The organism is Ferruginibacter sp. HRS2-29, from assembly GCF_024343615.1.
Lineage (GTDB): Bacteria > Bacteroidota > Bacteroidia > Chitinophagales > Chitinophagaceae > Ferruginibacter.
On sequence record NZ_RJUB01000162.1, the window covers coordinates 194275 to 217144 of the forward strand.

13 protein-coding genes are annotated in these 22870 nt (G+C 44.5%); 6 read left to right on the plus strand and 7 right to left on the minus strand.

Going from position 1 to position 22870, the window contains the following annotated elements:
- Positions 1 to 216: 216 nt before the first annotated feature.
- The 4 genes from EGI32_RS20860 to EGI32_RS20875 form a co-directional block, all read right to left on the minus strand.
- Complete coding sequence (locus EGI32_RS20860; protein ID WP_255157605.1) at positions 217 to 2682, minus strand: glycoside hydrolase N-terminal domain-containing protein; 2466 nt, start codon at positions 2680 to 2682, stop codon at positions 217 to 219.
- Between the two features lie 27 nt (positions 2683 to 2709).
- Complete coding sequence (locus tag EGI32_RS20865; protein WP_255157606.1) at positions 2710 to 4257, minus strand: alpha-N-arabinofuranosidase; 1548 nt, start codon at positions 4255 to 4257, stop codon at positions 2710 to 2712.
- Positions 4258 to 4319: 62 nt separating this feature from the next.
- Positions 4320 to 6257: a sialate O-acetylesterase gene (locus EGI32_RS20870; RefSeq protein WP_255157607.1), complete on the minus strand. Its 1938-nt coding sequence runs from the start codon at positions 6255 to 6257 to the stop codon at positions 4320 to 4322.
- Positions 6258 to 6373: 116 nt separating this feature from the next.
- Positions 6374 to 7405, minus strand: coding sequence for a LacI family DNA-binding transcriptional regulator (locus tag EGI32_RS20875; protein WP_255157608.1), 1032 nt, complete (start codon positions 7403 to 7405; stop codon positions 6374 to 6376).
- 596 nt (positions 7406 to 8001) lie between these two features.
- Between EGI32_RS20875 and EGI32_RS20880 the strand changes: the two genes are divergently transcribed.
- Both EGI32_RS20880 and EGI32_RS20885 read left to right on the plus strand, forming a co-directional pair.
- Positions 8002 to 11106: a TonB-dependent receptor gene (locus tag EGI32_RS20880; RefSeq protein ID WP_255157609.1), complete on the plus strand. Its 3105-nt coding sequence runs from the start codon at positions 8002 to 8004 to the stop codon at positions 11104 to 11106.
- A gap of 18 nt (positions 11107 to 11124) precedes the next feature.
- Positions 11125 to 12906: a RagB/SusD family nutrient uptake outer membrane protein gene (locus tag EGI32_RS20885; RefSeq protein WP_255157610.1), complete on the plus strand. Its 1782-nt coding sequence runs from the start codon at positions 11125 to 11127 to the stop codon at positions 12904 to 12906.
- 318 nt (positions 12907 to 13224) lie between these two features.
- Here EGI32_RS20885 and EGI32_RS20890 read toward each other — a convergent pair whose 3' ends face one another.
- A complete protein-coding gene (locus EGI32_RS20890; RefSeq protein WP_255157611.1) occupies positions 13225 to 14184 on the minus strand; it encodes an alpha/beta hydrolase in 960 nt (319 codons plus the stop codon).
- A 340-nt stretch (positions 14185 to 14524) separates the two neighbouring features.
- Between EGI32_RS20890 and EGI32_RS20895 the strand changes: the two genes are divergently transcribed.
- On the plus strand, positions 14525 to 14935 hold the full coding sequence (locus tag EGI32_RS20895) for a hypothetical protein (RefSeq protein ID WP_255157612.1): 411 nt from the start codon (positions 14525 to 14527) through the stop codon (positions 14933 to 14935).
- A gap of 385 nt (positions 14936 to 15320) precedes the next feature.
- Here EGI32_RS20895 and EGI32_RS20900 read toward each other — a convergent pair whose 3' ends face one another.
- On the minus strand, positions 15321 to 15974 hold the full coding sequence (locus tag EGI32_RS20900; protein WP_255157613.1) for a YceI family protein: 654 nt from the start codon (positions 15972 to 15974) through the stop codon (positions 15321 to 15323).
- 513 nt (positions 15975 to 16487) lie between these two features.
- Entirely contained in the window at positions 16488 to 17078 is a 591-nt protein-coding gene (locus EGI32_RS20905; protein ID WP_255157614.1) for a hypothetical protein, read from the minus strand.
- Positions 17079 to 17387: 309 nt separating this feature from the next.
- Between EGI32_RS20905 and EGI32_RS20910 the strand changes: the two genes are divergently transcribed.
- The 3 genes from EGI32_RS20910 to EGI32_RS20920 all read left to right on the plus strand — a co-directional run bounded on the left by EGI32_RS20910 (position 17388) and on the right by EGI32_RS20920 (position 22850).
- A complete protein-coding gene (locus EGI32_RS20910; protein WP_255157615.1) occupies positions 17388 to 18116 on the plus strand; it encodes a GntR family transcriptional regulator in 729 nt (242 codons plus the stop codon).
- A 106-nt stretch (positions 18117 to 18222) separates the two neighbouring features.
- Positions 18223 to 21342 carry a TonB-dependent receptor gene (locus EGI32_RS20915; protein WP_255157616.1) on the plus strand — a complete coding sequence of 1040 codons (3120 nt, stop codon included), beginning with the start codon at positions 18223 to 18225 and terminating at the stop codon, positions 21340 to 21342.
- A gap of 23 nt (positions 21343 to 21365) precedes the next feature.
- A complete protein-coding gene (locus EGI32_RS20920) occupies positions 21366 to 22850 on the plus strand; it encodes a RagB/SusD family nutrient uptake outer membrane protein (protein WP_255157617.1) in 1485 nt (494 codons plus the stop codon).
- Positions 22851 to 22870: the final 20 nt, after the last annotated feature.

Below are 22870 nucleotides of genomic sequence, written 5' to 3' on the forward strand. Positions count from 1 at the left end.
CCGGAGTACCGGCGATGGTAGTTATAAGACGGTCAAGCAATTCTTGTTCAGATCAACTGAAGCATGTAAGATCATTACAAGTTAAACCGGCTTGCCATCCCAAACTACCAAATAAAGCCAGTGAACGATTTTGTACAAATACAAAAGATGCCCGCTGACAGTGTCTGAATATTGTCCCTCATTTTTTATTCATCCTGAAATGTGTTATCAAATTTTTTATTGCAGATACACCAGTGTTACGATCTGTCCCTTTACTGTTGGTATATCATACAAAAAAGTTTTTCTCTCCATGAGCTTTGTGATCACAGCCTTTGGCGAAATAACCGGTTCTTTTATTACAGCTGTTTCATAAAACGGGTTAGTATTTTCGCCCACTGCAGCCTTTAATGATCTGCCATTGGCCAACTTCATTTTATTGGGAACCCTCAGTCTCAGATTACCTCCGAGCGTTGACCGGATAACCGTTTTGACAATCCCGCCATTCTTCCATTCCATACCCTGTATTTCAAAGCCGCCGATGGCACGAAATCCCTTTAAACTTCCATGTTTTTTCCAGACCTCCGGCAAAGCAGGCAGTAGGTTCAGATGGCCGTCGGTGCTTTGCATCAGCATTTCGGTGATGCCGGATGTGCAACCAAAATTTCCATCGATCTGGAAAGGAGGGTGGGCATCAAAAAGATTGTTATAGGTTCCGCCACCACCCGGTATTGTGCCCACCGGTGTAAGCTGATTTTGTATGAGTTTATAGGCATGATCACCATCCAGCATTTTTGCCCACCAGTTTACTTTCCAGCCCATGCTCCAGCCGGTGGATACATCACCGCGTTGAATGAGCGTGTTTTTTGCTGCGCTGTATAGTTCAGGTGTGCGGTAAGGCGATATCTGGCTGGACGGGAACAGGCCATAGAGGTGAGAGATGTGACGATGGTTATCTGCCGGATCATCCACATCATCGAGCCACTCCTGAAGCTGCCCGTATTGCCCGATCTGCATGGGTGCCAGCCGGGCACGTTTTTGTTTTAACGTATCGATAAAGGTGGCATCCTTGTGTAGGATCTCTGCTGCTTTGATGGCTGTGCTGAACACATCAAATATGATCTGGTTGGTCATCGTTACGCCAACATCGATAGAAGAATTATCATGGGCCTTTGGTGCATTTTCCGGCGATTCGTCCGGAGAAATAACGAGCCAGTGATAGGCAGGATGTTCGATTAAATAATCGACGTAAAATAATGCCGCATCTTTTAGTACGGGGTAAACAGAAGCTAAATACTTTTCATCACCGTTGTATAAATAATGCTCCCACAAATGCTGGCTCGTCCAGCCGCCGCCGTTGCTCCATGCGCCCCAGAAGGCACCGTCGATGGCGCCGGTTGCCCGCCAGATATCGGTATTGTGGTGTGCCACCCAACCCCGGGCATTGTACATGTCGCGGGCTGTCTGTTTGCCGGTAACCGCAAGTTCCTTCACCATTTGTAAAAACGGTTCATGCAATTCTGAAAGATTTGTTTTTTCAGCGGGCCAGTAGTTCATTTCAGCATTGATGTTGATGGTGTATTTGCTGTCCCATGGTGGCCTTGATTTATTGTTCCATATTCCCTGCAGGTTGGCAGGCTGGCCGCCAGGTTGTGAGGAGGAGATCAACAGGTAACGCCCATATTGGTAATAGAGTGTTACCAGGTTTGGATCGTTGGTAGAATTAAAATTCTTCAGCCGTTCGTTCGTGGGAAGTTTGGCGGCGTCGGTGGAACCAAGGTCGAGTTGAACGCGGTTAAAATATTTTTGATAAGCACTTACATGATCTTTTAAAATGACTGCAAATGTTTTTGCTGATGCTTTGTTGATATAAACCGCAGCGCTGTCATTTTCGTTGCCACTCAGCTCATGATAATTAATAAAGTTGGTAGCGATGGAAATGTAAATGGTAACGGCATCTGCGCTGGTAATTGTTACAGATGTATCAGTGGATGTACAGGTACCGCCTTCGTTTTTAAACCGGCTGATGCCTTTGTATTTTACCTTTCCCTGCACGCCTTCGTGATCCACGCCGGTGCCGGAAATAGTGAGTTGTTTATTGGCGCTTGTTTTTACAATAGCGTTAGGTTGTGGGGTGGTGTAAAAGGCAGTAAAAGAAATGCTTTTGGGTTTACTTGCGGTTAAGCGAACGACGATGACACGATCGGGAAATGAAGCCAGCACCTGTCTTGTGTAGACTACATCGCCTGCACGGTAAGTGGTGGTGGCTACTGCTTTTTCGATATCCAGTTCACGGTAATATCCTGAATAATTTTCACTGTTGCTGAATGAAAGATTCAGTTCGCCGGCGGGTTGAAACATCTGCCCCTGCGATCCTTTGCTGATGATCGTTTTGTTCGCCAGCTTTTCTGCATCTTTTTGTTTTCCTTCAAAGATCAGCGTTCGTATTTTTTCAAGAGAATCGAGCGCCATCGGATTATCGTTGCGGTTGGGACTTCCGCTCCACAACGTGTGTTCGTTCAGCTGAATTATTTCTTTATCTACATTGCCATACACCATTGCGCCCAACCTGCCGTTGCCAACGGGCAGTGCGTTTTCCCAGGTTTTTCCCGATGGCGTATCGTACCACAGTTTTAACCCATTGTTTTTTTGAGCAAAACAATGTGCCGATAGAAGCAGGTTTATGATCAAAATGATTTTTTTCATTGACGGGAACTTATCCATTTAAAATTGTTAACCAAAGGCAAGCACAACAACACTGAACGGAGGAAGTGTTACTTCCATTTCGTTGCCGTTTAATTTCACTTTATTAAAAGCTTTTGGTGTGATGTTTTCCGGCTTTTCAAATGTATTGTGGTCCTGGATCTTTGGTGAACTTAATATCCGGCCGTTCATGTTGCTGGTTTTTATATCGCCGAGATTGACGGTTATTTTCTGTTCTTTATTCGCATCGATGTTTACCAGCGACAGGTGTACGACTCCATTTTTGTCTTTGGAAGCGGATGCAGAAACAGCCGGTAATTTTTTATCACCGAGTATATAATCAGTACTGCTGACGGTCAGTGGCAGCATCAGCGCATTCTGGTGCACGTTGTACATTTCCATCACGTGATAAGTGGGCGTGAGCACCATTTTTTCTTCATCGGTCAATATCACGGCCTGCAGTACGTTGATGATCTGTGCAAGGTTAGCCATTTTCACCCTGTCGCAATGATTGTTGAACGTGTTAAGGGTAGTGCCTGCGATCATCGCATCACGCATCGTGTTTTGCTGAAAAAGGAACGCTTCATTGGTGCCTTGTGCCACATCATACCAACCGCCCCATTCGTCCACTGCCAGCGCTTTTGTTTTTTGCGGATCATATTTATCCATGATGGCGCTGTGTTTGGTGACGAGTTCTTCCATCTGCAATGCTCTTTGCATGGTGGTGAAATATTCGGTTTCGGTAAAAGCCTCAGATGATCCTTTTTTGGCCCAGTCGATTACAGAGTAATGATGGAGACCAAGTGCATCAAACATTTTTGGCGGCAGTTGTTTCATCAACACTTCTGTCCAGTGATAATCATCATCAGAAGCACCGGAAGCGATCCTGTAAAGTTTATCACTGTTGTTCCAGTCTGTCATGAAGGTCGCATACTGGCGGTAAACATTTGCGTAATATTCCACGGTCATGTTGCCACCACAGCCCCAGGCTTCATTTCCGAGACCCCAGAAGCGTACGTTCCATGGATTTTGCCTGCCGGATTTTTCCCTTAGTTCGGGCATGGGACTGCTGCCGGCGGGATGGGTAGTGTATTTTACCCAATCGGCCAGTTCCTGCGGCGTGCCGCTTCCTACGTTGCCACTCAGGTACGGTTCGGCGCCAAGGACCTCGCACATGTTTAAAAACTCGTTGGTCCCAAAACTGTTGTCTTCCTTTACATTTCCCCACCATACATTCAGCATCGAAGGGCGTTGGTCTTTTGGTCCCACACCGTCTTTCCAGTGATACGTATCGGCAAAACAACCACCGGGCCAGCGAAGCACCGGCACTTTTAATTTTTTGAGTGCCGCAATCACATCGAGCCTTATCCCGTCTTTATTCGGAATTTTTTTATTGTTATCACCCACGTAAAGACCGCCGTAAATGCAATGCCCGAGATGCTCTGCAAAATGTCCGTAGATATTTTTATTGATCGTGTCTTTTGCCTGTCCGGCATGCAGCACCACTTTATTTTGTGCAGTTGCGGTTACACTTAAAAAAATGGAGATCGCCAGGATCGGTTGTTTGATTAAATTCATTTTTCCGTTTTATTTGGTTAAAACAATTTCATTATCGATAACAATACATTTATTTTTTGTCCTTATTTTTCATCAGTCCTGAAAGGTGATGCCGGCAATCCTTCTTTGTTATACAAATCAGGGTTTACGGGATTGTCGGCCCAGGCATATCTTACGTACATGGGATTGGTTACCTGGTCGGCGGAAACGATGATCTTATTTCCTTCAATCGTTGCTTTTGCCCACACAAATTTTTTATCAGCACCTGCAATGGCAAATTCGGCGGGCGCTTCGCCATCGTTTGTGATCAGCCCGCTTCCGGTATTGGTAAAGGAAACAATGATCTTATTGCCTTCCACGGTGGCCGACTGAAACAGCGGTCCGGAGTACACGATGTCTTCATGGTACGCGATCTTTTTTGCTGCCAGCGCAAGTCGTTTGCCCACATCTTTTTTATTATCCGGGTGAATATCGTTCCACTCGCCCAGGTCGATAGCCACTGCCATGGCGGTGTTGGCAACCGATAACGATTGTAACTGCGCCTCTCTCAATTGGGCCCACTGGCTTTCCGAGGGCAGGTAATTATAATCCATGAACCCCGGAAGTTGTACATATAAAAAAGGAAGGTCTCCTTGTTTCCATTTATTGCGCCAGTCGGCGATCTGGGCGGGCTGTAATTTTTTATAGGCTTCTGCTCGCCCGGTATTCGCTTCACCCTGGTACCATACAAATCCTTTGATGGTATAATTTATTTCCGGAGCCACCATGGCGTTGTACAAAGCTGCAGGTTGATTTTGCGCAGCAATACCGCCGCCAAACCCGCCACTGGCGGGCATGTACACTTCCCCGGTTTTATATTCCCAGGTTCCTTTAAGGTCTACGGTATCTTTTCCCGCGAATATGCAATAAGGTTTATCCGGCACAAAACCACCTTTGCCATTGTTGTTGGTGACCCTTACGACAAAAATATTTTTGCCGGCTTTCAACACGTCCGGTGCGATGTCATATCTTCTTTGCGGATACATGTAAGTTGTACTACCCACCTGTTTTCCGTTTATGTACAATACATCCGCATCTACGATTCTTCCTAAAAAAACTCTTGCCCGTTTACCTGTCATGGAGGCGGGGATATCGATTTCTTTCCTGTACCATACCACGCCGTTGAGGTCTTTTACGCCCTGGTCTTCCCAATAGCCGGGTACATTGATGCTATGCCAGCCTTTTGGAACGTAGGCCGTTTCAAACCATTTGGGAGAAGCTAGTAAACCTTTATCCTGCTGCCGGAAGCCGGTTCTGTTGCCTGCAAAAGTTTTGCTGTTGGTACTGTTTACATAAGCGGTATCCTTATTTTTTTGCAGGGTAGTTTGTAAAGATGAAAAATCTTTGAGCCCTTCTTCGCTGATCCAGGCTTCAATGGGAGTGCCGCCAACACTGGCGTTGATGATACCTACAGGAACATGATATGTTTCAAAAAGGTCTTTTGCGAAAAAATACGCTACGGCTGAAAAGGGCCTCACATCCTGACCTACGGCAGCTTTCCAGTTGCCGGAAGGAAGGTCGGCCTGAGGGCCGGTAAGGCTGGTGAGGGTAGGGATCCAGAACTGCCTGATCTGGGGATAGTTTGCGGTAGCAATCTCACCGGCATACGTCACATCGTGGATATTGAGCTGGTGCACCATATTGGATTGGCCGGAGCAAAACCAGACATCACCGATCAGGATTTCTTTCAGGCTGATCTTATTTTTACCTGTAATGTCCATCGTGTATGGGCCACCGGCTTTCATGGGAGGCAGTATTACCAGCCATTTCCCGTCAGTGCCGGTAGTGGTTTTGTAATTTTTCTGCTGGAAGCGGATCGTTATTTTTTCTTTTGGCGAGGCCCATCCCCAGATGTTTACTTTATGATCGCGTTGTAAGATCATAAAGTCTTTTACCAGGGCGGGAAGCCGTACCTGCGCAGATAGCGGCATGTAAGCCAATAGCAGTATATATAAAAGTAATGGGGTTAATGTTTTTTTCATATGACTACTTTTTGGCGATGATCAAGTTTAATGGCGGCATCCTGAAATAGTATTGCAATCCTTTTCTATTGAAATAGTTTATAAGCTTAACGGGTTATAAAGTACTTCCTTTTTATTTATTTTTTCTGCCTGTTTTTCACGGATGATTCCCTGACGATCAGTTCAGATCTTATAATTATCCTGTTAGTGCTCGCTATATTTCCGCGCCCGTTCAAATGGTTCACGATATTCCTTGCGGTGACCTCACCCATTTCTTTACCGGGATAATCGATGGTGGTAAGTTGGGGATCAACGATCTTACTAATGGCATCGTTGTTAAACCCCACAACGGCGATGTCATCAGGAACCTGCATTCCATGCCGTTTTAATTCCTGCATGCAGACTGCCGCTTCAAAATCGTTGCTCACGAAAAGCCCGTCGGGCCGGGGTTCCATTTGTAAGATCTCGTGGGCAGCTTCGAGGGCGCTTTCTTCGCTGATATCTTTTACCAGTACCAGGTCTTTATTATATGGTATGCCGGCATCAAACAATGCATCGGTGTAACCGCGGTGCCGTTGATGATATACGTTCCGTTTAAGGCTCGAAGTAAAGTGCACTATCCTGCTGCATCCCTGTTGCAGCAGGTGCTGGGTAGCTATGTAGCCACTTTTATAATTATCGATTATCACGTGGGTCTTGTTGCTGCTTTCTTCCACTCGATCGAAGAATATGACCGGAATATTTTTTTCGAAAAAAGGCTGAAAGTGATCAATGTTTTTGGACGAAAAGGATAGGGAAGCGATCACTCCATCTACCCGGTTATGAAAAAGGTTCATGGCATTTTCCACTTCCTGCTCATAATTTTCCCGCGAGTGCACGATGATGATATTATAACCAGCCTCTGCAGTGATCTTTTCTATCCCTGCCAGCACTGAGGCTATAAAGTTGCTGTTCAATGTGTGAAGAAGTATACCTATGGTGTAAGATTTCTGTTTGCGGAGGTTACTGGCGAAAGTATTATGGCGGTATCCCATTTCTCCCGCCTTTTCCAATATTTTTTTGATAGTAGGCTTGCTTACTGCCGAACTATTCTTCAAGCCGCGACTGACTGTGGCGGCAGAGATATTCAATTCCCTGGCAATATCGTAAATGGTAATTTCTTTTCCCATAAAAAGCAAGCATTTCAGGATACAATAAATGGTGAGAATGCATCCGGATGCTAAAAATAAGAAATTTTAAGAAAAAAAATGCAATCGGTTGCAAATTGTAATTTATTTGTTTTACATTGTGTCGTATTAACAAATTATTACGTTAATAGATTGCTTGTGAAATAGGCGCCCCATCCTAAAAAGGGCGGAATCGATTGGATATTGCTGAATAACAAAAATTTTTTTTAGAGTCTGGAATGCGTTAGCTGTTAAAGTCATGTTTGCTGTTAAAAGCGCATATTTTTAATATTTAATGCAATCCATTGTAATAAATAATTGGAAAATTATTTTAAAAGATTAATTGCTGTATGAAAGTCAATTTGCCACCATTTTGTAGTATCTCCGGCTACCTTTTAGTAAAACCCACCTGGTTTACCTTATCAGGATTTATCCGCCCGGATAGAGATCCCGGTTGGAAAGCGGAGCCATATTTTTCTTCGGGATAAAGAGGATATCACCAAAGCCACTAAAAACTTACATATATATAGAAAGTATACAACGCTGATACGTTTTACTATTTACCAAACCAAATGCATAATAAAAAAACAAAATTAACTATGAGTAAAAATTCAAAAGCAAAAGTTCTCTGCCTTACGCTAGTGCTGCAGCTTTTTGCAGTGGTAGCTTTTGCGCAGAACCTGACTGTAAAAGGCCGTGTTACTGATGACAAAGGGGCTCCCGTTGTTGGCGCCTCCGTTACAGTCAAAGGCACCGCAGACGGTACTTCCACGGATGGGGCAGGTGATTACACCATTTCGGCAGCCAGGGGCGCTACCCTTGTGGTAAGTTCCGTAAACTTTGAATCGATAGAAGTGAAAGTAAGGTCTGCAGTAGAAAACGTTACTTTAACTTCTTCTGATAAAGCATTGGGAGAAGTTGTTGTGATCGGTTACGGATCACAGAAGAAAAAAGATGTAACCGGGTCAACGGTTACTGTTAAGGGCGAAACCCTGAACGAAATTAAAGCGCCTAATATTTATAACCAGTTGCAGGGTAGAGTAGCAGGTGTGGATATCGTGAGCAATAGTTCTAATATCGGGTCAACCGGCCAGATACTTATCCGCGGCAGCCGCTCTCTGAGTGGTAATAACAGCCCTTTGATAGTTGTAGATGGTATGGCCTATGGCGGTAGTTTGAATGACCTCGATCCTGAGAACATCGCTAATGTGGATGTGTTGAAGGATGCCTCTGCCACAGCTATTTACGGGTCACGTGGTTCCAACGGGGTGATCATCGTTACTACAAAAAGAGGAACTCCGGGAAGAGCTACGGTAAGTTACAACGGGTATGTAGGTAAGGTGAATGTCATTGACACCTACAGGTTGTTCAACGGTGCTGAGTATGCCCAGTTCAAAGCGGATGCAGCTGCGGGCAACTCCAATACACCTGGACAGAATTTGTATGCACTTACAGCAGATGAAACTGCAAACCTGGCAAAGGGGGTAAGTACAGACTGGCAAGATTTATTGCTGACCAGCGGTTTAAGGACAAGCCATGATGTGAATGTGAGGGGTGGTAATGACAAGACACAGTATTTCTTTGGCCTGGGTTATTATAAAGAAACCGGCGTAATACACAACCAGATCCTGGAGCGTTACTCATTTAATGTAAATATCGATCATAAGGTTTCCGACAGGGTGAAGGTTGGTTTTACCAGTTTTAATACTATGACCAGGTCTAACAGGACCGGAACAAATGCTTATGGGGCTGCCACCAGGTTATCGCCATTATTTGCGCCTTATAATGCAGATGGTTCACTTAATTTCAAGCCGGCCATTCAGCAGGGGGCAGATCAACAACAAATAAATCCGCTTACATCCATAGGGAATAACGATCTCATCAGGGCTTTCCAGAGGAGATATCAGTTCCAACACAATGTTTATGGCGAAGTAAAGATCCTGAAAGACCTCAAATTCAGATCTACATTTGGTTATGGCTGGTCTCAGACGCTGAACGAAAACTACACCGGCCCGAATACAGTCTTTAATACCAATACTACCACTGCCGGATCAACCCTTAGCCAGGTAAATGCAGAAGGGTGGCAGTACACCATCAACAACTCGTTGGAATATAATAAAACCTTTGCGCAAAAGCACAAACTCCAGGTATTAGCTTTGCAGGAAATTCAAAAAAATCACTTCCAGTCACAAGGATTTGATGGCGTAGGGGTTCCGGCCAATTTTATCCAGACATTCAACTGGCAATTGGTAACTACCATTAACTCACAGGCTGGAAATTTCAATGAAAGTGGCCTGATCGGATATATGGGCAGGGCACTCTATTCTTATGATGATAAATATTTAGCAACCGCTACTATAAGGTCAGATGAATCTTCGGTTCTTGCACCAGGCCATCAGAGGACAACGTATCCTGCGGTTTCTGTGGGTTGGAATATCGATAAAGAACGATTCATGCAAAATGTAAAATTTGTTTCCGGCTTAAAACTCAGGGCAGGTTGGGGTATCAGTTCCAATGCCGGTATCGGAGCTTACACTACATTGGGAAGCCTGACATCCAATTTCTATAATTTCGGTACCAACAACCAGAATGGATATCTTATCAATACAGCACCAAACCCGGAACTGGGTTGGGAAAAAACAAAAGGAACAAATATCGGGCTTGATTTCGGCTTGTTCAATAACCGCCTGACAGGGTCTATTGATTTCTACAAAAACAAGACGTATGACATTTTGTTGGTTAAAAACCTTCCACGTAGCCTGGGTATAAATTCGCAGACTACCAACGTTGGCGAAACTTCTTCTCGTGGTATGGAGTTTACGTTGAGCAGCATAAATGTTAAAAGCAACAAGAGGGATGGATTTGTTTGGCGTACTGATTTCAATGCCGCTTTCAATAGGGAAAAGATCACCGCTTTACAGAACAATCTTCAACAGGATATCGGAAACGGATGGTTCGTAGGCCAGCCGCTGTCTGTAATATTTGACTACAAAAAGATCGGTATCTGGCAAACCAGCGAAGCTGCAGAAGCCGCAGTATACGGTGTTTTTCCTGGTGATATAAAAATACAGGACCTTAACAATGACAAAGCCATTACAGCAGCAGACAGGCAGGTGATCGGGACGTTCCAGCCAGACCTGGTAGCTGGTTTGACCAACCATTTTGAATACAAAAATTTCGATCTGAATGTGGTGATGTATGGCCGTTTTGGACAAACTGCAGTGGTAACTTATTTATCAGCCGATGGTAGCGGAGCAGGTTACCCTTTCTTTGGTAACAGCAGGGTTTCGCAGCTAAAAGTAAACTACTGGACACCTACCAACCCAACCAACGATTTCCCTCAGCCGGATGCAGGCAGGGATGGTCAGAACTTTACATCCACCCTTACTTACCGCGATGGTTCTTTCATCAAAATAAGGACCATAGATTTAGGGTACAACGTGTCAGGGAAATTGCTCAGCAAAGCAAAAATTCAATCACTCAGGATATATGCATCTGCTCAAAATCCCTTCATTTTATGGGCTCCGCTTAAGAGAGATGGCTTGGGTATTGATCCTGAAGGAAATGGCAATAACTTCGGAAACGCGATCGGTTCACAGGGTGGACAGGCCGCAGTAAGGGCCAATACCGGCAGTATTACCGTAGTAGGAATGGGTGTCCCTCCAACTCGCCAACTGATCCTTGGAGTAAACGTAAAATTTTAATACAATAAACTTATTAATATGAAACATAAATATTTCAGCTACAGCCTCATCCTTGTGCTACTGTTGGCAACTTCCGGGTGTAAAAAGATCCTGGAGGAACAGCCAAGAACATCCTTTACACCAAGTTTTTTCACTACCACTGATGGCCTCCAGGGGGGGATTGCCGGTATCTATTCCAGCTTCAGGGGTTTTTGGGGCACCCAGATATTCACTCAACTGTTTAACACAGGAACCGATGAAAGCAAACGCGGTTCCGCAGCGGATGTAACGCATTGGTTCACGTATAATAATCCTTCCATAAAAAGTAATACCGACGATTACCTTGGTTTCTGGAATACCATGTACATCGATATCAATACAGCAAACGGTATCTTACAATATGGCGCTGATGCAGATATACCGGCAGCTACAAAAACCCAATTGCTTGCACAGGCGAAATTTCTACGTGGGTTCTGTTACTTTTACCTTGTAACTACCTTTGGACAAGTGCCATTGCATACTACTTTCAATACATCTGCTTCGGCAGCAGATGCACCGGCTCCTTTGGCTGATGTATATGCGCAGATCATTAAAGACTTCACAGAAGCGGCTGCTGATCTGTCACCTACACCGGCGGCCAACAATGGCAAGATCGCGACTAAGGCAACCGCTTTATACTTACTGGCCAAAACACACCTCTGGCGCGGATGGTCTTCTGTTGCTCAACCTACAGATTTTACCGTTGCTTACACAACGGCAAAAGACCTGATAGATAACAAAGCCACTTATGGGCTGAACTTACTGCCTTTTTTCCCTTCTGTATTTAAAGAAGGCAATGAATACAGCAGTGAGGTGTTGATGGTGGTGGATCATACCAGGGATCTGAAATATGGCCAGAACAATTCACCTGGTTCAGGTGGTGGCGGAGCCGGGGCAAACCAGTCTAATTTCTTCTGGCGTCCTACTTATACAAATATCAATGCCAACTATCCTGCAACGGGTGGTTCAAATATGACCGTAAGGGATCCTGCAAACGGCCGGCCTTACCAACGTATCAGGCCGAATACACGATATGTACTCGATCAGGCGTTTGCCAACAGGGCCACAGATTCCAGGTATGATGGAACATTCCAAACAGTATGGTTGTCTAATAGTGTAGCCAATTCTGTACGAGGCACTACCGGCGTAACAACCCCACGGGGTACTTTGATCAATCAGGTGGATACTTCTATCTGGATGAGAGACAGGCTTGTAACGCCTGCGGAAAGAGCAGCCTTTAAAGGGGTTATGTTTGAGCCGGAACATCTTACCGGCGCAACTGTTCCATATACAACTGCTTTTTACCCCAGCATGAGAAAATGGGATGATTCAACCAGGGTTGATATGAACGATTATTCGGACAGGCCTTACATCCTGTTTCGCTTTGCAGATCTTTACCTCATAGCAGCTGAAGCCGCATTCAAAGGCGGAGGAACTCCTCAGCAGGCGGCAGATATGATCAATGTGCTTAGGACAAGGGCAGCTTTAAAAGCAAACCAAACCCCTGCGGAATATGCAGCAGCGGTTCTTGCTCAGCAGGTGACTCCGGCACAAATCACGCTTGATTTTATTTTGGATGAAAGGAGCCGTGAGTTCTTCGCTGAAGATACCCGTTGGTGGGATCTTGCACGCACCAAGAAACTGGTGGATCGTGTACAGGCATGGAATTCTGAAGGCGCGGCAGGTGTACAACCTTTTAACATGTTGAGGCCTATTCCTCAGACACAGATCAATCTGGTGACAGAAGGGCCGACATTCCCGCAAAACCCGGGCTATCAATAGAGTTTTTTTCAATATGTAGTTTATAACACCGGGGGACAGTTTTCTGTCCCCCTTTTTTTACCCTAACAGGAAGACCGGCAATAATAATGGGGGCTGGGGATATTAGTACTAGGGCTAAACCAGGAGTTGATATGTCGAAATAAACTGGTTTGAATCAGAATGACCGGTCAGAGTTTTCGTCTACGCTTAAGTAAACAACAAAATGTAAAGAAATAAAAATATCTCCCAAAGGAAATGTTTTCCATGGCTCAGTTTTTTTACAGCAGTTCGCGGAGATCTTTTTGACAGGCATTGTTTATAATGTAAAATCCCGGGCGTTTACAGCTCATCCAAACGCAGCCTGCCCCAAAGGAAAGGCTGCAGGTCCTGCCAGTATTCTCCACCCAGCGATAGGTTAACGGTATGTGTCATATCAGGCTGAGCTACAAGAATACAGGAATTTCCGGAAGCGTTTATGGCCTGTTGTGTAGGTACGGCGTTTTGTGTCCAGGTATAGTTGTTGTTATTTGAATCATATTCCTTTGCATGGAACATCAGTACAGGAGAATCCCAGGCGTCGTACTGAAAGCTTCCTGGCTGGTTTGCGGGGTCATCGTTTACCAGAGATGCGCCCGTAGAAATGGATCCATTTGTTCTGCTTGAAAACCCCGGCCAATCACTCGTACCCGAACCTGCATCGTATTCTATCGCATTTAACAATGACAAAGCCCCACCGGCAGACCCACCGAATACAATGATCCTCGAAGTATCGATAAAGTAGGTGTCCGCATTTTTTTTGAGAAATCGTATTGCATTTTGTGCGTCTTCGAGGGCAGTTGTCACAGCATACATTCTTAGTTCAGGCGACTGATTGCCTCCTTGTCTGGTTAAGCGATAATTGATGGTAGCGCAGATATAGCCTGCTGTGGCATAGGTAAAAGCCTCCGGCTTCCATGCATTTTTATCCCCGCCTACAAAGCCGCCGCCATGGATCATAACCAGCAGTGGTTGTTTTTTGATAGGGGTGGCATTGGGGGGCATATAAACATCCATTTTCATCCTGAGTGTATCCTTGGTCAGTTCAACAGATTTTGTAAGCTCCGAAGTGTATTGAAGTTGTTGAAAATTCGCCCGCCTGGAATATTCAACTTGCAAAACATTTATTTCAGCATCCTCAAACTGTTTGCTGGCGTACATTCCATCACCGGGCAATGCGGGATTGTCTTTTTTGCTACAGCTCCCGAGTATGCATATAAGTAGTAGTGATAATAGGGTGGGTGTATTAGTTCCTGCTTTCATAGTTAGCTTTTGTTACTCATAAATAAGTACTGTTATTGTTTACCAGATGTTCGTTATTAGCCCATATCGCATGCACTCAATAAAGCATCTTGGCCGTAAAGACTTTTATTTCTGCAGAAAGTTTAACGAAACTTTTTTATATGTGGCAACTGGTGCATTAAGTAATGACTTTTTCAATGTATGAAACACCGGATGAACTATTGAATAAGACGAGGGAAGTGTGATTGACGAAATGTTTCGTACTTTAGCCCTGTTCAGGTGTTTTTATAGCAATTTTGCTTTTCAAATTTTTTTTGCAGACCATCAGACGGCCATAGATTTTACAATTCAATTTACCAGGATGAAATTATGCTCCTTTTTATTTTTATACCTTATCGCTTACGGATCCGGAGCCCAGGTACAGACGCAACGAGGCTTTCTCCAGCGGGTGGTTACTTTTAATAAAGTATTACACCCGCAACTTTCCAAAACCCCGCTAACCCTTACAGATGGGAAACCTATTGATGATTTCTTTTCCTTATTGGAAAAAAACTGGGCGGATGCTTCCATAGATTCTTTAAAAAAATATCCTTCTTCTTTCACAAATGAGGAGTATAAGCGACTGGATGCTTACACTTATCTGTGGGCACTCGCCAGTGTAAAACAGGATATGAATGCCGCCTCCACTCACACCAATCAATTGGTAAGGTTATATATGGCGCCGGCATTGCTGCGGGACCTTACGATGCTGGAGCGGCTTCGCAATCGCTGACTTAGATTTTTTTGCTACGTTAGACAATAAACTTTCATCATTTAATAAAAATATGGTACAACTTATCGATAAGAACAGCGAGTAAAGCCCTTTCATCTCTCATGTCAGAAAAAGCGTTAAGGGATATTGAAAGGATTGCAATCAGGATGCTGAAATATTTATTTCGGACAAGATTTATGAAGGATAATGCAGAAATGCAGAAGAAAAGTCTGAACCCGCTGTTCGGGATGAGATTAATAAGTATAACAATAATAAAGCTGCATATTGTAAACAAACCTTTAAGGCAGAAATTGAGCATCACCGGCCCAAACTTCCCCATACCTTGCTAATCAGCTGGTCACAGTGTTTGCAATTCATTTTTACTAAGATGATATTATGTTGCTTTCTATTTTTTTGCTAAGAGCTTAACATCGAATTCTATATCATCTGACATGGTCTGATCGGCTAACAGCGCATAAAACTTTCCTGATTTGTAGTGGACACCCCATTTCGTCCTGTCTATTGTAAGTTTACCACTTGCTTCAATAAAAGTATTACTGATAGTGACTTTGGCGGGGAAAGCAACAGGGTGGGTAATGCCTTTGATGGTAAGATTGGCCGTAATTTCTTTTTCCAGCTCATTTATGGACGCTACTTTGATGATGCTAACGGTGGTAAAGGGGAATTTTTCAACATCAAAAAAATCGGCGTTTTTTAAATGGTTAACCAGGTTATTATTACGCCCATGCCTTTCATCTTCAATCGTACTCATATCAACTTCTACGGTACCCCCGATCAGCTGTCCATTTTCAACCATCAGTTCCCCTCTTTTTATGTACACGAACCCTGTATGGCTGTTTGAACCAATTAGCATGGCCCCCTTCCATTTTACCAGGCTTTCACTGGTATCTATTGCCACGTAATTTTCATCACCTGCATGCAGGGACAGGGGGCTTGCCTGGGCACCGGTTTTATCATGCTCTTTTTTAGATCCACCGCAACCAAAGAAGCACGGAGCAATAAGCAACATTAAAAATGTAATTGAGCGTTTGTTGTTCATACTTGAAAATTTATAAGATGATAAATAATTGACAAATGGATCTTCAAATCCTGTAGCTATACGTGCAGCCTGTTTCTTTAATTCTTATGGAACCACCAGCGCACTATTTGCTTTTAATACCCTTTGGTACCAGGTTTAGCGAAACTAGCCTGATATTTCTAGCACCATAAATTTGTAGTGTAAATAAAAATGTAACTTTTGTAAAAAAACTTTTTACATATGGTTCAGCACCGAAATTTCCGGTGGGGAAAGTTGAAGGGTTGATAGTTGGCGCAACCTGGATATGTTTATATCAAAACTTAGAAAAAAACCGGAAGCTGATTCCACGATCAAAATAGTGATTATCCGTGGAAAAGGGTTTAAGCTGGAAATTAACGTATGATAAAAATAAAAACCGCATAACGGATCCAGGGAAGCATGGACCCGGCGAAGTAAAATGATTTGCCAGCAGCCACTTATAGTTGGGGCGATGGTTTAAAGTATTCTGGAGTTCACGGGCCAGGGCCCGATATTTTATATGTACTTCAATATGGTAAGTACGTAATTGTCTCCATTCATGATGTAGTAATTTGTCAAAACTAAGATTTCCTTTACGTTATCATCATCAATGTCTTTTAAAATGATACCGATAATATGGTCTCCGTTGAAATCCAGTGTTTTTAAATCCTTTTTATTTTCATTGGTTACTGCCAGGTCAATTTTAGACATAGTTAATGAGTCATAATTACAGGTAATTTCAATTTTCCTGTTATTGTCCAGGTACTGGGTGCCTAATTTTTTGTCTTTAAATCCTGATAGCACAAGGTCAAAAGAGGTTAAGATATTTAGTTGATTTAGTTTTTTGAAAATTTTGGTACTGCTGTCAAATGTTTCCAAAGCAGGATTTGATGTATGTAATTTTTCTAATGCTTTACCAGATAAATTTTCATGGCCCGCATAACTTCTTCTGAAACTCAATCTTTCAATTTCCTGAAGTCCGCTTTTAATTTTTACTTCATTTTTGTATGTTTTGTCTTTTGGAGTTTGCTCAAATATTTTGTCTTTTTTTTGTTCGTTACACGCAAATAGTAGTAGCGACGCAAAAAAAACGATGATAATTCTCATTGAAATAAAGTTATGCTGGTTTTAAAAATTCACCGGGGATGCCTGTTGATTGATGTGTGCTGCAAATGTAACGGAAAGCTAGAAAGTGAAAGCCCTTTTTCACCAGAGTCTATCAGTCTTTTTCGAAACATGGCAGAAGGTTCAGACGAAATTGGTTAGCCGTGAAGACGGAAGCAGTAGGGTAGGGTTTTAGCTGATCTCTTCCCGTCATCCCCGCAAACGATCTTCCCGTCTTCACAGAAAAAAATAATTTTTTTTGGAAATTAAAAAAACATCCTACATTTGGTATGTACGAACATACATACAATCATGGATTTTGAAATTGACCACCGCAGTTCACTCCCTTTGCACATGCAGGTAGAATCTATGTTGCGTAAGCTGATAGAAAAACCTGAATATAAGAATGGGAAGCTCTTGCCCAATGAGATCAACATAGCTAAGCGGCTGGGGATCTCCAGGAGTACGGTACGGCAGGCCACCAATAAACTGGTGTTCGAGAGCCTGCTCGTACGGAAGAAAGGAGTGGGTACACGTGTGGCCAAAAACAGTATTACTACCCAATTGAACAACTGGACGAGTTTCACCCACGAGATGGATGAAAAGGGACTGCCGTTCAAAAACTACAGCATCAAGGTGCACATGGTAGTACCGGATAAAGAAATTCAGCAATTGTTCGGGATCGGGGCCGATGAAAAGATCCTGAAGATGGAACGTTTGAAAGGGCCTGATTCTGGCCCGCTGGTATTTTTCATTTCGTATTTTCACCCGCGTACAGGACTGAGCATACAGGACGATTTTTCAAAACCATTGTACGAAACCCTGGAACGCGATCATCATATAGTGGCCGCATTATCCAAAGAGGGGATCAGCGCCATTGTAGCAGATGCAAAACTCAGCAAGGTGCTGAATGTAAAAACAGGTGCGCCGATATTATTCCGGAAACGGGTAGTATGTGATCCGGGCGACAGGCCTTTTGAATATAACCTGGGCTATTACAGGGCCGACAGGTTTACTTACACGATTGATATAGCACGATAATTTTTTTTAATACACGACCGCCCTACGATACTTTGCCATTGATCTATATGTACGAACATGTATACATACATAGGATCACGATTATTCAAACTTAACTGATTAAACGATGAAATTCTTATCGATTAAAACACCTGGTGTGTTTTTACTTGCCTTCTGCTTACAGCTCTTGTGCGCAAGTTCCTTTGCGCAGGGATCCAGGACGGTTAATGGCCTGGTGACCACTTCGTCCGGCCAACCGCTCAGCGGCGCCAATGTAGTAATGAAAGACAATGCCGGCGCCGGTACTGTGACTGGCCCCGACGGAAAGTTTACCCTCAATGTTCCCGCAGGGAAGGTCATACTGACCATTTCTTATTCCGGGTATATTTCCAGGGATGTGAACGCCGACAACGCAGCCAGCCTCAATATCCGGTTGACCGAAAATCCCTCGGAATTGTCAAACGTAGTGGTGATTGGGTATGGCTCTGCAAGGAAGAGCGACCTTACCGGTTCTGTAACCTCCATAAAATCGGATGAGTTGAAAGCCGTGCCGGTTACTTCTATCGACCAGGCCATGCAGGGGCGTGCAGCCGGTGTGCAGGTAACGCAGATATCCGGCAAGCCGGGGGCCGAAACTTCCATCCGCATTCGCGGAACAAGTTCGATCAATGCAGGCAATGAACCTTTATACGTGATCGACGGGTTGCTGATCAACAGCGATGGCGGCGATATCAGCGTTGGGGGAACCCGTGGCCCGCGTATCAGCCCGTTATCTTCTATCAGTCCGGGCGACATTGAATCCATCGAAATATTAAAGGATGCGTCTGCTACTTCCATCTATGGGTCACGCGGGGCAAACGGGGTAGTGCTTATCACCACTAAAAGAGGGCGTACGGGTAAAGGAACACTCAGTTTTGAAACTTACTACGGTTCACAAACCATTGCCAATAAAGTAAAAGTTTTAAATGCGGCCCAATTCGCCGACCTGGTAAATGAAGCGAAAATAAATGCTAACCAGACGCCTGTTTATGTAAACCCGCCGAATTTAGGAAAGGGTACCGACTGGCAGAATGAATTGTTCCGCACAGCACCGATGACGAGTTACCAGTTGTCATTTTCGGGCGGCGACGATAAAACAAAATACGCGATCTCCGGCGGTTATTTCGACCAGGACGGCATCATCTATAATTCTGATTTCAAACGTTATTCTTTCCGGACCAATCTCGAAAGAAAATTATCCGGCAAACTCACCGTGGGAAATACACTTTCTTATTCCAGGATCTCGAGCAAAGGAGTATTGACCAACGGCGGCGACATAGTTCCCGGTGTAGTGACTTCGGCGCTGCTTTTTAACCCTGTGCTGCCGGTATACGACACTACTGTAAACGGCGGTTATACATTTGAAAACGACCGCGGAAAAGTATTGGGTAACCCTATCGCTGAAGCTCGGGAATACAGTTCGCTGACCGTGCTTTCGAGAATACTCGGGAATTTTTTCGTACGGTATAATATCACTCCTTCGCTGGAATTTAAAACCAGTTTTGGCATCGATGGCTTCAGTAACGACGAAAGCAGTTTCGGCCCCAATTTTTTGAAGCGTACACAAGCCAGCAATGGTGAAGCTTCGCTCGGTAAAACCACCGGCATTACCTGGCTGAATGAGAATACCCTTAATTTTAATAAGACCTTCAATCAAAAACACGCGGTGAACGCGGTTGCAGGATATACCTTACAACATTTCAACAACGAAAAGTTATTTGTATATGCCTTCGACTTCCCGGATAACAGGACGGGTTACCACAATATAGCCGCTGCACTAAAGCCGCAGAAACCTTATAACCTCGAATCCGAGTGGAGCATGGTATCTTACCTCGGCCGTGTGAATTACACATTTGACAATAAATATTTATTTACCGCAACAGGGCGTGTGGATGGCTCGTCTAAATTTGCGGATTCAAAAAAATACGGGTTTTTTCCTTCAGGCGCATTTGCATGGCGGGTGTCTAAAGAAAGTTTCATGCAGGACGTAAAAGCGGTGAGTGACCTTAAGATAAGGACGAGTTATGGTGTGATCGGCAACCAGGCCATTCCTCCATACCAGTCACTGGCGCTGGTGGGGCCTTATGGCGAAGGTACTTTCAATACCGGCAGCGGTACGGAAGTGTACACCGGGCAGGAACCTTTATCTTATGTAAATAAAGACCTGAAATGGGAAACAACCCGCCAGTTCGATCTTGGTTTCGATCTGTCATTATTCAACAACCGCGTTACATTCACCGCGGATTATTATCAGAAAAAAACGTTCGACCTTTTATTGTCGAGCCCGATACCGTTAACCTCCGGCTTTTCCAGCACTTTGCTGAATATAGGCAATATAGAAAACAAAGGGTTTGACCTGGATCTCCGCACGATCAATACTACAGGCAAACTGGGCTGGACAACCTCCATTAATTTTTCGTCGAACAAAAATAAGATCACCCAGTTAAACAGTTCTACGGATATCATGTTGCAGAATGCGATCCTGCTGCGCAATGGTGTATCCATCGGAACTTTTTATGGATACAAATTCCTGGGCATATTCCAGTCGGATGCCGAAGCTGCCAGCAGCCCTGTACTGGTAGGCCAGGAACCAACTTCCGCTAATCCTGCCGCTATTGCCAAAGCAGGCGACAGGAAATATGCAGATATCAACAATGATGGAAAGATAGATGCCTCCGACCGCACGATCCTGGGTACGGCACAGCCGAAATTCACGTTCGGTTTCAACAATGCTTTTTCGTATAAGAATATTGACCTCTCTTTCTTTTTCCAGGGAGCGTATGGCGGTAAACTTGCCAACTTCAACAACTACGACCTGTTGAACTTTACAGGCCAGAACAATGTGCTGGCAGAAGCCGCATTGAACCGTTGGACTCCAACAAATCCCAGCAACAAATATCCGCGGGCACTGGCTGCAGGCGGCCTGGACCAGGGGATCTTTTCTGACGCGATTGTGGAAAATGCCTCTTACCTGCGCCTGAAAAATGTAACCCTGAGTTACAATCTGCCGGCAGCGGTGATTTCCAGGCTTAAGATGAGTAACCTGAAAGTATATGTAAGCGGATCAAATTTATTTACGATCACCAAATATTCAGGTTCGGATCCGGAAGCCAACACGTTCGGTCAAAGCACTACATTGGTAGGGATCGATCTGGGTGGTTACCCGCAAACACGGATCATACAGATCGGGTTAAGCGCATCTTTCTAAAAATTATTAAAGCTTTTATTATTATGAAATATCAGAGCACAATACGGACCATTGCTGTCGCAATAATGATCATGGGGGCTTTTAGTTCCTGTAAAAAATTCCTGGAAGAAGATCCCAAAGGCCAGGTAACGGAAGTAAATTATTATAAAACGGAGAGTGATGCCGTATCGGCCGTAAACTCCATCTACTCTTACCTCAATTCCATCAGCACCGGTAGTACCGCGGGCGTGTACCATAGTTCGTTCTGGGTTACCGCAGGTTTGTCGTCCGACGAATTACTGAATAACCAGGTAGGTGCGCCGCAGCTTGATCAGCTGGCAACTTTTACGCAGACTTCTCAGAACAGTACGCTGGAAGAGATATGGGCGATGCATTACAAAACTATCTTTGTTGCCAATGTTGCTATCAGCCGTATCCCGGCCATACCCATGAATTCGGCATTGAAGGCGAGGCTGCTGGGGGAAGCAAAATTTTTACGCGGCCTCATGTATTTTAACCTCGTGCGTATGTTTGGAAAAGTTCCGTTGTTAGTAGATGAGAATGCCCCGCTGTTACCATCGCCTGCTACTACGGATGCTATCTACACTCAGATCATCACCGACCTTGGGGATGCGGCGGCAGTGCTGCCCTTATCTTACACCGCCGGAAGCGGCCGTGGCCGGGCTACGCAGGGTGCAGCTAATGCCATTCTGGCCAAAGTATACCTTACCCTGAAACAATGGGATAAAGCTTCCATTGCGGCTAAGAAAGTGATCGACTCCAACCAGTATGAACTGTGGGAAGATTTTGCAGATGTATTTAAATTATCCAGCCGCAATGGTAAAGAAGCTATTTTTTCTGTAGGATTTGGCGATGCCGGTGGCGCCATCATTTTCTGGGAAGCCGGCCAGTTCCTGGTGCGTTTGCTGCCCCCGGCGCTCAGTGTAGAAGGGGTGCAGAATGCACAAGGCTGGCAGATACCTACGCAGTACCTCTACAACCGGTATGATGCCGACGACAGGAGAAGGGCAGTGACGTTCATCACCGAAATTCACGACCCGTCGGGTCCGGTCACTACCATCAGGCCTTATATTCAAAAGTATTGGGACAGGGTAGCGGAACCTACCGGTAATGCCAGTTCCAACGATTTCCCGGTGATACGCTACGCAGATGTATTACTGATGTATGCCGAAGCCAACAACGAATTGAATAATACTGAGCTTGCAGAAGATTATATCAACATGGTACGCAAGCGCGCCCGCTTTAACGGTACTACCTACCTCAATACCGTACCCGATTACAACAATCTTTCGCAGGCGCAGATGAGGGAAGCGATCCTTAATGAAAGGATGATGGAATTCGTAGCGGAAGGGCAACGCTGGTTCGACCTGGCCCGTACCGGGCAGCTGGAAACAAAAGTACCACTTGCTAAACCAGGCATTACACCGGCGGCAAAAAATTACCTGTTCCCTTTGCCACAAAGAGAACTTGACCTGAACAAAAACCTTTCACAAAATACCGGCTATTGATCGCTTTGCCTGGCTTTGTG